This is a genomic window from Lachnoclostridium sp. An196 (assembly GCF_002160135.1).
GTDB classification, from domain to species: Bacteria; Bacillota; Clostridia; order Lachnospirales; family Lachnospiraceae; genus Hominiventricola; species Hominiventricola avistercoris.
On sequence record NZ_NFJZ01000002.1, the window covers coordinates 123,410 to 135,437 of the forward strand.

General features: G+C 52.8%; 13 protein-coding genes and 1 riboswitch. Of the genes, 12 read left to right on the forward strand and 1 reads right to left on the reverse strand.

What is annotated here, in order from left to right:
* The first annotated feature begins 8 nt into the window (after positions 1-8).
* Positions 9-953, forward strand: a complete 945-nt coding sequence (locus B5F29_RS02965; RefSeq protein WP_162608351.1) for a M14 family metallopeptidase — start codon at positions 9-11, stop codon at positions 951-953.
* A 13-nt stretch (positions 954-966) separates the two neighbouring features.
* Here B5F29_RS02965 and B5F29_RS02970 read toward each other — a convergent pair whose 3' ends face one another.
* Positions 967-1,530, reverse strand: a complete 564-nt coding sequence (locus B5F29_RS02970) for a TetR/AcrR family transcriptional regulator (protein ID WP_087153201.1) — start codon at positions 1,528-1,530, stop codon at positions 967-969.
* Positions 1,531-1,681: 151 nt separating this feature from the next.
* Here B5F29_RS02970 and B5F29_RS02975 point away from each other — a divergent pair, with 151 nt between their 5' ends.
* From B5F29_RS02975 to B5F29_RS03020, 11 genes are all read left to right on the forward strand, one after another.
* Positions 1,682-3,574, forward strand: a complete 1,893-nt coding sequence (locus B5F29_RS02975) for a heavy metal translocating P-type ATPase (protein ID WP_087153202.1) — start codon at positions 1,682-1,684, stop codon at positions 3,572-3,574.
* A 38-nt stretch (positions 3,575-3,612) separates the two neighbouring features.
* Positions 3,613-3,783 (forward strand): Fic family protein, encoded by a 171-nt coding sequence (locus B5F29_RS17125; protein WP_334293249.1) that lies wholly within the window; start codon positions 3,613-3,615, stop codon positions 3,781-3,783.
* 80 nt (positions 3,784-3,863) lie between these two features.
* Positions 3,864-4,054, forward strand: a riboswitch (cobalamin riboswitch).
* A 163-nt stretch (positions 4,055-4,217) separates the two neighbouring features.
* Positions 4,218-5,477: a sirohydrochlorin cobaltochelatase gene (locus tag B5F29_RS02980; RefSeq protein WP_087153203.1), complete on the forward strand. Its 1,260-nt coding sequence runs from the start codon at positions 4,218-4,220 to the stop codon at positions 5,475-5,477.
* 9 nt (positions 5,478-5,486) lie between these two features.
* Entirely contained in the window at positions 5,487-6,080 is a 594-nt protein-coding gene (locus B5F29_RS02985; protein ID WP_087153204.1) for a hypothetical protein, read from the forward strand.
* 94 nt (positions 6,081-6,174) lie between these two features.
* Positions 6,175-6,684 (forward strand): hypothetical protein, encoded by a 510-nt coding sequence (locus tag B5F29_RS02990; RefSeq protein WP_242955563.1) that lies wholly within the window; start codon positions 6,175-6,177, stop codon positions 6,682-6,684.
* Positions 6,685-6,686: 2 nt separating this feature from the next.
* Positions 6,687-7,832 carry an ABC transporter substrate-binding protein gene (locus B5F29_RS02995; protein ID WP_087153205.1) on the forward strand — a complete coding sequence of 382 codons (1,146 nt, stop codon included), beginning with the start codon at positions 6,687-6,689 and terminating at the stop codon, positions 7,830-7,832.
* Positions 7,833-7,837: 5 nt separating this feature from the next.
* Positions 7,838-8,857 carry a FecCD family ABC transporter permease gene (locus tag B5F29_RS03000; protein ID WP_087153206.1) on the forward strand — a complete coding sequence of 340 codons (1,020 nt, stop codon included), beginning with the start codon at positions 7,838-7,840 and terminating at the stop codon, positions 8,855-8,857.
* Positions 8,858-9,967 (forward strand): ABC transporter ATP-binding protein, encoded by a 1,110-nt coding sequence (locus B5F29_RS03005; protein ID WP_087153207.1) that lies wholly within the window; start codon positions 8,858-8,860, stop codon positions 9,965-9,967. It begins immediately after the preceding gene.
* A gap of 24 nt (positions 9,968-9,991) precedes the next feature.
* Entirely contained in the window at positions 9,992-10,912 is a 921-nt protein-coding gene (locus tag B5F29_RS03010) for a LysR family transcriptional regulator (RefSeq protein WP_087153208.1), read from the forward strand.
* 104 nt (positions 10,913-11,016) lie between these two features.
* Entirely contained in the window at positions 11,017-11,568 is a 552-nt protein-coding gene (locus tag B5F29_RS03015; RefSeq protein ID WP_087153209.1) for a DUF3793 family protein, read from the forward strand.
* Positions 11,569-11,589: 21 nt separating this feature from the next.
* On the forward strand, positions 11,590-12,021 hold the full coding sequence (locus B5F29_RS03020; protein WP_087153210.1) for a flavodoxin: 432 nt from the start codon (positions 11,590-11,592) through the stop codon (positions 12,019-12,021).
* Positions 12,022-12,028 lie beyond the last annotated feature (7 nt).

Genomic DNA, 12,028 nt, shown 5'->3' on the forward strand with positions numbered 1-12,028 from the left:
GTGAACACTTGGTATTAGGAACATTGACGGTTTCGGAAGGGGAAAAGAAAACAGGAAGCCTTCCGGTACCCGGAACAGAATATGAGTTGCCCCTGACGGTAATCTGCGGCGGGGAAGGTCCAGTGACGCTGATCACGGCGGGGATCCACAGCGCGGAATATCCCGGGATCCAGGCAGCCATAGAGCTGGCGGAGGAAACAGAGCCGGAAAAGGTGAAAGGTACGCTGATCATCGTCCCGGTGGTGAATGTGAGCGGCATCGTCAGGCGGTGTATGAGCATGGTATATGAAGACAACAAGAACCTGAACCGGGAATTTCCCGGAAGCCCGGACGGTACGGTGGCGGACAGGATCTGCCACACGGTCACGACGGAGCTGTTCTCCAGGGCGGACTACTATCTGGATCTTCATTCGGGAGATGCGTTTGAAGAACTGGTTCCCTACATCTACTATGTGGGACCGGTGGATGCGCAGGTTAGAGAAAAAGCATATGCCATGGCCTCGTGCGCAGATGTGCGTTATATGGTGGAGTCCCAGTGTACCGCAGGAGGAGCGTATAACCATGCCAGTACGCTGGGGATTCCCAGCATCCTGCTGGAACGGGGGTGCCGGGGGCTGTGGAACCGGGAGCAGGTGGAGCAGGACAAGGCGGACGTGCGGCGGATCCTGTCCTATATCTATGAAGGGATCCTGCCGGATCGGGACGAGTTTCCGGAGAGGGAGCTGTTTGAGGAAGCGGTCTATGAAGACGCACCCTGCGCAGGTTTCTGGTACCCGCGGTATCACGCGGGAGAAAAGATCCGGGAGGGAGAAACGCTGGGAGAGATCCGGGATGTATTCGGAAAGACGCTGCATATCTGCTGCGCGAAGGCTTCCGGGGTGATCCTGTATCAGACCTGCAGCCTGAACATCCCGGAAGGCGGTCCGATGATCGCGTATGGAGTCCGCAGATAGATGAAAACGATCATTACAGGATCGGTTCAATCACCGCGCGGAAATACCGGTCCAGTTCTTCCGGGGTCTGTTTTCTGCGGCCCCGGATCCACCATAATACCATTTCCACAAAACTTCCCGATATATGATTGACCAGAAAATCCTGCGGTACCGTCCTGGCTGATCCGGAGTCCTGAGAAACAAAAAGGCTCTGGATCAGTTCATTCAGGCTGTCTTTGAAATACCTGAGGAATATTTCGCTGCTCTCGCAGGAGAGCAGTCCCAGAATATTGTGGTCGTTTTCCTGCAGATGGTGAAGAAGATGGCAGAATACGGATTCGGGAGCCCGTTTATCTGAATACAGTCCGTGAGTATGGGTGTGGTCCATGGCGGTGCTGATGATATGTCCGAATAATTCTTCACACAGCGCCTTTAAAAGGTCGTCTTTTGTTTCAAAGTGGGCGTAGAAAGTTGTGCGGCCCACATTGGCGGCGTCGATAATATCCTGCACCGTGATCCGGCTGTAGCTTTTCTGCTCGAGAAGACCGGCAAATGCCTGAAAAATAGCTGTTCTGGTTTTCTGCTGACGTCTGTCCATTCTTTTCCTCCGTACAAAATTGAAAAATTGTTCTGTAAGAAACACGGGGATGAAATCATCCATTGCATTTATTCGTTCGTTTGTTAAAATAAAAATGAACAAAGTGTTCGCTATTGAATTAATTGTACGGAAATGAAAGGGGTATGTCAAGATGTGGAAAAAATGCAGTGATTTCCTGGCCGGAGCGCCGATGACGGCGGTGGCGGGAGTCTTTCTTCTGATGGATCTGATTCCTCATTTGATGGGAAAGGACTTTTTCCCGGTATCGCCCTCCTGGGTGACGGTCCTGATCTGCGGCATTCCGCTGTTCTATCTGGCGCTGTGGAGAATGGTTCACAATCCGGGCATCAGTAAGATCTCGTCCGCTCTGCTGATCTGCATCGCCATGTTTGCGGCCATCGGGATCGGGGACCTGTTCGCGGCCGGCGAAGTGGCTTTTATCATGGCGGTAGGAGCGCTTCTGGAGGACGCCACGACGAACCGGGCGAAGAAAGGGATCAAAAACCTGATCCGCCTCGCGCCGGCAAAAGGCCGCAGGCTGCGGGACGGAGCAGAAGAGATGATCCCGGCGGAAGAGATCCGGAAGGGCGATATCCTGCGGGTTCTTCCGGGGGAAGCGGTTCCGGTAGATGGAATTATCATAAAAGGGGAGACTTCCGTGGACCAGTCGGTGATCACGGGGGAGTCCCTTCCGGTGGATAAAGGCGTGGGAGAAGAGGTCTTCTGCGGTACAGTGAACCGTTTTGGGGCGATTGATATCCGGGCGGCAAAAGTGGGAGAGGACAGTTCCCTGCAGAAACTGATCCGCATGGTACAGGAAGCGGAAAATAAACAGGCTCCTATGCAGCGCATTGCCGACAAGGCTGCGAGCTGGCTGGTTCCTTTTGTACTTTTGATCGCCATAGGCGCGTACATAGGGACCGGAAATATTGTCACGGCGGTTACGGTTCTGGTTGTATTCTGTCCCTGCGCGCTGGTATTGGCGACGCCGACGGCAGTGATAGCGGCCATCGGGCAGGCGGCGAAGCACGGAGTGATCATAAAATCCGGAGAAGCCCTGGAGAAAATGGGAAAAGTCGATACGGTCGCATTTGATAAAACCGGTACTCTGACTTACGGATGCCTGGCAGTCAGCGATATTTTGTCTCTGGAGCCTGCCGTAAGCAGAGACCGGCTGCTTTCGCTGGCTGCTTCTGCTGAAGCGAAAAGCGAACATCCGCTGGGAAAAGCGATCGTGAATTATGCAAAAGAAAGAGATATTCCAATTATGGAATCTGAGGTGTTCCGGATGCAGGGAGGAAGGGGAATTTATGCAGAGCTGGAAGACCACCGGCTGCTCTGCGGAAATGAAAAGTATCTTGCTGAAAACGACGTTTTTGTCAGCGCTGACACTTGTTTCATAATGGAGCAGCTGCGAATGCAAGGTAAAGCACTGGTTCTTGTGGCAGACAGAGGCGCCTGCACCGGTATCATCGCGCTTTCGGATCTACTGAGGGAGGAAGCAAAAGATATGGTCTCCCGGCTGGCCGGAATGCATACCCGTACCGTTTTGCTTACCGGCGATAATAAAAAGGCGGCAGACTATTTTGCCCTCCAGGCCGGCATCTCTGATGTCAAACCGGAACTTTTGCCTGAGGAAAAGGTCTGGAATATCGAAAAACTGCAGAAAGAAAACCATCGGGTCTGCATGATCGGTGATGGCGTCAATGATGCGCCGGCCCTGAAAGCTGCCGATGTCAGTGTCGCTATGGGAAGCATGGGAAGCGACATCGCGGTGGAAGCTGCGGATGTGGCGCTGATGGGCGACGACCTGTCCAAAATCCCGTATTTGAAATGGTTGTCTGACGCGACGGTGAAAACAATCAAGGTAAGCATTGCTCTTTCCATGTGCATCAATTTTGCGGCGGTGTCCCTCTCCCTTATGGGAGTCCTGAATCCCACTACGGGAGCATTGGTGCATAACGCGGGCTCCTGCCTGGTGGTACTGATCGCGGCGCTCTTATATGACAGGAAATTTCCAGAACAGGCGATAACGGAAAGATAGATAATACGCAAGAATGCGGAGGTGTTTTATGGGAGAATATAAGCCGCCTTTTACAATATACAAGTAAGGCCCTTATGGAAAAGCTGGGACTAAAATCCAGAGAAGGTTTCCGCAGAAATTATCTGCATCCTGCTGTTGAAGTAAATCTTATCAGGATGACCATTCCGGATAAGCCGAACAGCAGAAACCAAAGATATGTAAAGATTTAAAGACGTATGCCAAACTGGCATGTCACATCTCTTGCGGCGGCAATCGGTTGGTGCTATAGTACACATGTGATCAGAAAGATCAATCAATAACATTCACAGGTGCTCTGCTCCGGATACACGGAGCGGGTGAAAAGGGAAACAGGTGAGAATCCTGTGCGAACTCGTCACTGTATGCAGGGAGTATCCGTCCACAAGGCCACTGGGAGACCGGGAAGGCGGCCGGATATGGAGATCTGCGAGTCAGGAGACCTGCCTGTGGGAGACAGGGGATATCCCAGGCCACGAGTAATTGGTCGTATGTATACCATAATGGCGTTAGTGCGTCCTTTTACCCTCATGCCCTCCTCCCCGGAGGGCGTTTTTGTTTTCGCGAGACAGGAACAGAAAAATGGGGAACAGATGGGAAACCATCGCAGAGACAAGGAGGGACAAAAATGAAAAAGAGAATGGCGAAATTATTGACAGTTCTTCTGGTATCGGCATCTTGTCTGGCAGGATGCGGCGGTCAGACGCAGGAGACTGCGCAGACGGCAGAGACGGGAGCGACAGAAGATACCGCAGAAAGCACAGAAGACGCTGCTGCAGCAGAGGATACAGAATCCGCAGAGAGCGAAGAGGATGCGGATCAGGCAGCGGCAGATAATGTAGCTGCTCTCATTGACGCTATTTATGTACAGCAGAGAACCGATGAGACAGACGCGCAGTGCGAAGAAGCAAAAGCCGCATGGGACGCGCTGACGGATGCTCAGAAAGAACTGGTATCCGGAGAAAATGCAGATCCGGATTATTTTGGAAGAGATACTGGGGACGCCTCGCTGGATGATCCGCGCAATCAGGATGAAATCGGCGAGAATGAGCTCCTGGTTGTAAGCTTTGGTACTTCCTTTAACGACAGCCGTGTAGAGGATATCAAAGCGATAGAAGATGCCCTGCAGGAAGCGTTCCCGGACTGGTCCGTGAGAAGAGCGTTTACCGCGCAGATCATCATCAACCATGTACAGGCGCGCGACGGAGAGTATATTGACAACATGGATCAGGCGCTGGAGCGCGCTGTGGCAAACGGCGTGCAGAACCTGGTGATCCAGCCGACTCATCTGATGCATGGTGCAGAATATGACGAGATGGTAGAAGCAGTAGAGGCTTATCAGGATCAGTTCGCATCGATAGCGATTGCAGAACCGCTGCTGGGAGACGTGGGAAGCGACGCAACTGTGATCAATGCGGACAAGCAGGCCGTTGCAGAAGCGCTCACGGCGCAGGCAGTGTCAGAAGCCGGATACGACAGCGCGGAGGCGGCAGCGGAAGATGGAACCGCGTTTGTTTTCCTGGGACATGGTACTTCTCACACGGCGAATGTAAGCTACAGCCAGATGCAGACCCAGATGGCGGAGCTTGGTTATGACAATGCATTTATCGGAACTGTGGAAGGCGAACCGGAGGGCACAGACTGTGAGTCTGTCATTGCTGCAGTGGCCGATGCCGGTTATACAAAAGTAGTTCTCCGCCCGCTGATGGTGGTAGCAGGCGATCATGCGAACAACGACATGGCCGGAGAGGACGCAGAATCCTGGCTGAGCATGTTCAATGCATCCGGAAACTTCGAGAGTGTGGATGCCCAGGTGGAAGGCCTTGGACGGATCGAAGCGATTCAGCAGATCTATGTGGACCACAGCGCGGCAGTGATTGGAGAGTAAGACGGTAAGATGAAGAAAAAGATAGTTACTTTGCTGGGGATGACAGTCCTGGCATGCACACTGGCAGTCGGATGCGGAAGCTCCGGCAGCCAGCCGTCGGAGACGGCGGAGACGGAAGAAACGGTGCCGGAAGAGACGGCGGATACGGCGGAAGATACAGCGCCGGAAGAGACCGCGGAAGCGGCAGAAGAGATGGAATCAGAAGCTCCGGAAGTGTCTCTGGAAGACGGAGTCTACACGGCTGAATTTGATACAGACAGCGGTATGTTCCACGTAAGCGAGGCCTGCGATGGAAAGGGGACTCTGACCGTACAGGACGGAGCCATGACGATCCATGTTTCGCTGGCTTCCAAGAACATCGTGAACCTGTATCCCGGACTGGCCGAGGATGCGCAGAAAGAGGGCGCAGAAGTGCTGGAGCCGACGACGGATTCAGTTACCTACAGCGACGGAATCACAGAAGAAGTATATGGTTTCGACATCCCTGTCCCCGCGCTGGATGAGGAATTTGATCTGGCTTTGCTGGGAACCAAGGGAACCTGGTACGACCATAAGGTGATTGTCTCGAACCCCGAGCCGGCTGAAGAAGCGGTTTCAGAGTAAAATCCGGAACAAATAGGAGGGAAAGCCCCTGCAGAGGCTTTCCCTTTTCTCGGATGGGGAGAAAGAAGCATTTGACGGAATGGAGTGATGAATTATGAGGAAGAAGGTTTGGATGGCGGTACTGGCGCTGAGACTGATGATGCTGCCTGTGGCAGTCTGCGCGGAGGATGTTGCTCTGGAGGATGGAGAGTATCGTGTGGATGTGGCCCTGGAGGGAGGCAGCGGCAGGTCAGAGATCGCTTCGCCGGCAGTTCTTCTGGTGCAGGACGGGCAGCCTTATATCCGTATTGAGTGGGACAGTTCTCACTATGATTATATGAAAGTGGGAGATGAGACGTATCTGCCTGTGAACGAGGAAGGAAATTCTGTTTTCGAGATTCCGGTGCCTGCTTTTGATGAACCGGTAACGGTCATCGGGGATACGACGGCTATGAGCGTGCCCCATGAGATCGAATATACGCTCACTGTCGATTCCGCGTCTGTTTCCCGCGCGGGGCAGGCTTCCTGGTATAACAATCCGGCATTCTGGATATGCGCCGCCGCTGCAGCAGCCGTGCTGGCCGCCGCTGTAATATACGGAAGAAGGAAAAGAAAGGGTGTATAAGTATGAAACGGATAAAATTGCTGGGAATAGCGGCGGTTTTACTCCTTTTACTGGGAGGATGCGGACGGACCGAAACGGCGGCGCAGGAAAGGAATACGGATATCAGTCAGGAGCTGACGTACACCGGCAGTATGGATCTGGTTTATGCAGAGAAATTTGCGGTAGATTACTACGAGGATGGTTATGCGCTGATCACGGTGAACCAGGATATGCAGTATCTGCTGGTACCGGAAGGGATGGAAGCTCCGGAGGATCTGGCGGAGGGGATAGCTGTGCTGCAGCAGCCGGTGGATCATATTTATCTGGTGGCGTCAGCGGTGATGGACATGTTTGTTTCCATGGACGCGCTGGACTCGGTCCGCTTCAGCGGTCTTCAGGAGAGCGGATGGTATATCGAAGAGGCCAGGGAAGCCATGGAAGCGGGAGATATCCTGTACGCGGGGAAATATTCCACGCCGGATTATGAACAGATTCTGGCGGAAGGATGCGGCCTGGCGGTGGAAAACACGATGATTTATCACACGCCGGAAGTGAAGGAGCAGCTGGAGAATTTCGGGATTCCGGTGTTGGTGGATTATTCCAGCTATGAAGCGGAGCCTCTGGGGCGTACCGAGTGGGTGAAGCTCTATGGCCTGCTGATCGGAAAAGAAGAGGCGGCCGAAGAGGCATTCCAGTCGGAGATGGAGGCATTTCAGAGCATACAGGAAAGCGAAGAGGACATCGGGGATGAGAAAAGCGTGGCATTTTTCTACATTACCGCCAATGGGGAAGCAAATGTGCGGAAATCCTCAGATTATCTGGCAAAGATGATTGATATGGCGGGAGGCGAATACATCTTCCGGAACCTGGGATACGAAGAATCGGCGTCTTCTACCGAAACGATGCAGATGGAGGAATTTTATGCGGGGGCAAAAGATGCCGATTATATTATCTACAACAGCACGATAGACGGTGAACTGTCCTCATTGGATGAGCTGCTGGCGAAAAGCCCGCTGCTGAAAGACTTTAAGGCGGTGGAGAGCGGCAATGTGTTCTGTACAACCAGAGATCTGTATCAATCGTCCATGGAGCTGGGAACGATTATCTCAGATATCCACAGTATGCTTACAGACAGAACAGATATGACCTATATTTATCCGCTGGAGTGAACACTATGAGAAAGAAAAGCCGATATATTGCCGCATTTATTACTTTGGTAATCTTACTGGGCGTCGCTTTGGCGGCGAATATCTGTATTGGAAGCGTCAGCGTGCCGGTTTCCCAGGTATGGGATATTCTGACAGGAGAGCAGGCGGACGAGGTGTACCGGAATATCGTCATGCAGATCCGTCTTCCGCGTGCTCTGGGCGGAGCTGCCATGGGCGGCGCGCTGGCATTGTCAGGATACCTGCTGCAGACTTTTTTCCATAATCCGATTGCCAGTCCGTTTACTCTGGGGATCTCTTCCGGAGCCAAGATGGTAGTGGCGCTGACGATGGTGGCGGCGCTGGGCAGTTCCCTTCAGGTCAGTTCGTGGGGACTGATCGCGGCGGCTTTCGCCGGAGCGATGATCTGTATGGGATTTGTTATCCTGATGTCCCGCTTTGTAGAACAAATGAGCATGCTTATTGTCAGCGGTGTTATGATTGGATACATCTGTTCTGCCATCACGGATTTTGTGGTGACGTTTGCGGATGACTCGGATATCGTGAATCTGCATAACTGGTCCATGGGCAGTTTTTCCGGTATTACCTGGGATAACGTGGCGGTCATATGGATCGTTATTTCAACTGCGGCCGTCTGCGTGTTTCTGATGTCGAAGCCGATCAGCGCTTATCAGATGGGGGAAGCCTATGCGAAAAATATGGGGCTGAATATTCCTCTGTTCCGCGTGCTTCTGGTATTGCTGTCCAGTATTCTTTCCGCCTGCGTGGCGGCTTTTGCCGGTCCCGTGTCCTTCGTGGGGATCGCGGTGCCTCATCTGACGAAGCGCCTGTTTGGAACTGCGAAACCGATTTTGATGATTCCGGCCTGTTTCCTGGGGGGCGCCTCTTTCTGCCTGGGATGTGATCTGCTGGCCAGGAGCCTTTTTGCGCCTACAGAACTGAGCATCAGCACGGTGACAGCTGTTTTCGGCGCTCCGGTTGTCATTGTCATAATGCTGAAGGGGAAAAGAGAGAGGACGGAATCATAGATGGAAGAATTCTATTTTTATACAAAAGGGTTGACGGTGGGGTACCATGGAGTCCCTTTGATAAAAGAAGTGGAGCTAAGGCTGAAAAGAGGGGAGATCCTTACGCTGATCGGACCCAACGGGGCAGGAAAAACCACCATATTGAGAAGTATTATCCGCCAGCTGGAACCGCTGGGGGGCGTGGCGTATCTGGATGGGCAGGATGTCCAGAAACTGTCCGGACGGGAGCTGGCCAGGAAACTGTCTGTGGTCTTGACAAACCGCGTGCATCCTGAGATGATGACATGTAAGGATGTGGTGGCTACAGGACGGTACCCATATACGGGGAAGTTCGGTGTGCTGTCGAAAGAGGATCACCAGATCGTGGAGGAGTCCATGAGACTGGTACATATTCAGGAGCTGGGGCCCAGAGATTTTTCCAGGATCAGCGACGGGCAGAAACAGAGAGTGATGCTGGCGCGGGCGCTTTGCCAGGAACCGGAACTGATCGTGCTGGATGAGCCCACGTCGTTCCTGGATATCCGTTATAAGCTGGAGTTCCTGTCTATCCTCCAGAACCTGTCCCGAACGAAGAACCTGTCTGTGCTTATGTCTTTGCATGAGTTGGACCTGGCCGGGCGTATTTCTGATAAAATTGCGTGTATACACGGAGACTGTGTGGAACGCTTCGGAACTCCGGAAGAGATTTTTACCCAAGGATATATTCCGAAGCTTTACCAGATGACGGCCGGATCCTATGATGAACTGACCGGCAATCTGGAGCTGGCGCCGGTGGAGGGAAAACCGAAGGTATTTGTGATCGGCGGAGCGGGGAGCGGTACCGCGGTTTACCGGCGTCTGCAGAGATCGGGGATTCCTTTTGCCACGGGCGTACTCTGGAAAAATGACCTGGACTACCCTTCGGCAAAGGCGCTTGCCGTGGAAGTAGTGGACGAGAATGCTTTCTGCCGGATCCGGCCGGAGAAGCTGCGGCGGGCAAAGGAGCTGGTGGACGAGTGCAGGGAAGTGATCTGTACCCTGGGCGAGGAGCTGGAAGGCGATTTCTGCGAGGAACTGAAAGAACTGGCAGAATACGCCGGACTTCAGGGAAAATTGAAAACATATGTATGACGTAGGAGTAAGGGAATATAAATTATGGATTTGAAGCAGTTACAATATTTTGTGGTCAGTGTGGACAGCGGCAGCTTTAAAAAGACGGCAGAGCTGCTCTATACTTCCCAGCCCCATGTGAGTAAGATTATCAAGTCATTGGAGACAGAGCTGCAGACCGAACTTCTGGTCCGAAAGGCCAGAGGCGTGGAAATGACGGAAGCCGGGAGAAAGGTGTATGAACACGCCTGCCGGATCCTGGTAGAGTCGGGGCAGATCTATACTTCCAGTGATCGCCGCCGGTCGCGGACATTGAGGATCGCGGCGCATCCCAGCGACCGGCTGGAAGAGATGTTTCAGGAATTTTATATACAGGAAAAAGATCTGGATGCCCAGTACCTGGAATGTGATCTGGAAGGAATCTTCCAGGCGCTGCATCGCCATACGGCGGAAGTGGGGTTCACGTATGTGGACCAGAAACAGATGACGGCGTTCCATCAGACGCTGGAGTATAAAAGACTGGAGTTTACAGAGCTGGGGAAGACGGGACCGCTGCTGTTCGCGGGGCCTAAAAATCCGTTTTACCGGGCGGCCTTTGTGACCGGAAAGGACCTGCGGGATCTGCGCTATGTCCAGAACGAGGACGACCAGGACACACTGAGCATACAGTTGATTCCGGAAAGGGACGATTACCGGTATTATCGGAGACAGGGGAAGGTCATGCAGACCAACAGCCGCCGCCTGCTGGTAAAATTGCTCCGGGAGACGGATCTGTGCCATATCGGCTGCGGTTTTTCTCCGGACCTGTCTGCCCATGATACAATACGGGCTATTCCGATCAAAGGGACGGAAGAGAGCATCTCTTTTGGCTATATAAGCCGAAAGAGAGACGGGCTTTCAGAGGATGGCAAACGGTTTGTAAAACATATAAAAAAATGTCTGGCAGAAAAGGCCGCTTCTTGTTGAGAAAGAACCTCAGCAAGAGCGGTTGCTTTTTTCCGAGCTTTTTGCTATGATTAGTTAGCAACAACTAATTAGCTACAACTAACTCGGAAGGAAGTAAGACTGAGATGGACAGAAACATTTGGGAGACCATAGCCAATCAATGCGCCCCTGTTCTGATGGATGTGAAGCCTTCTAATCTGCTGATCCTGACCAGAGCAGAGGAAGCGGCTTTCCGGCAGATGGATGAAATCGAAGGGATCTCCTGCATTTGCCTGCACTCCGGGAAAAAGAGCACCTGGCTCCTGTACCGGAAGGACCGCCTGGAGGCGGCGCTGATCTGGCCCCAGGTCCGGGAATTTCTGGAAACATACGGATACGGGAGGTTCTCCTTTGAAGAGATGCTGACGCGCATGGCGCGGAGGTATACGCTGTACAAGGAGAAACAGGCCGATTTTCCGCATGAACTGGGGATTTTTCTGGGATATCCGCTGGGAGATGTGAAAGGATTCATCAAACACCAGGGAAAAAATTTTCTGTGCTCCGGATACTGGAAAGTCTATCAGAATGAAAACCGTGCGCAGGAGACATTTCAGCTTTACAGAGCGGTCCGGGACGTGATGCTGAAAATGCTGTCCGCAGGCAGAAGCCTGTATGAGATCAGCAGCTATGCAGTCTAAAAAATCAGGAGGAGATTTCAGATGGGTGAGATTATTATCGCATATTGGAGCGGCTCAGGAAATACGGAAGCGATGGCTTCTATGGTGGCAAAGGGAGTGGAGGCAGCAGGAAAGAGCGCCAAAGTGGTATCGATCGACGATTTCCAGGCGTCAGAACTTAAGGATGAGGCAGTCTTTGCGCTGGGATGCCCGGCCATGGGAGACGAAGTCCTGGAAGAGACGATCGTGGAACCGTTTGTGGCGGAGGTAGAGAAATTTGCGTCCGGGAAGAAGATTGGCCTGTTCGGCTCTTACGGATGGGGAGACGGTGAATGGATGCGGAACTGGGCAGAGCAGATGAAGAACGCAGGAGCGGAAGTATTCGGCGGTGAAGACGCGATCTGTGTAGAAGCCCCGGACGGCGAAGCCGAAGAGAAATGTATGCAGCTTGGGAAACAGCTGGCATCCTGTTAGGAGGTGC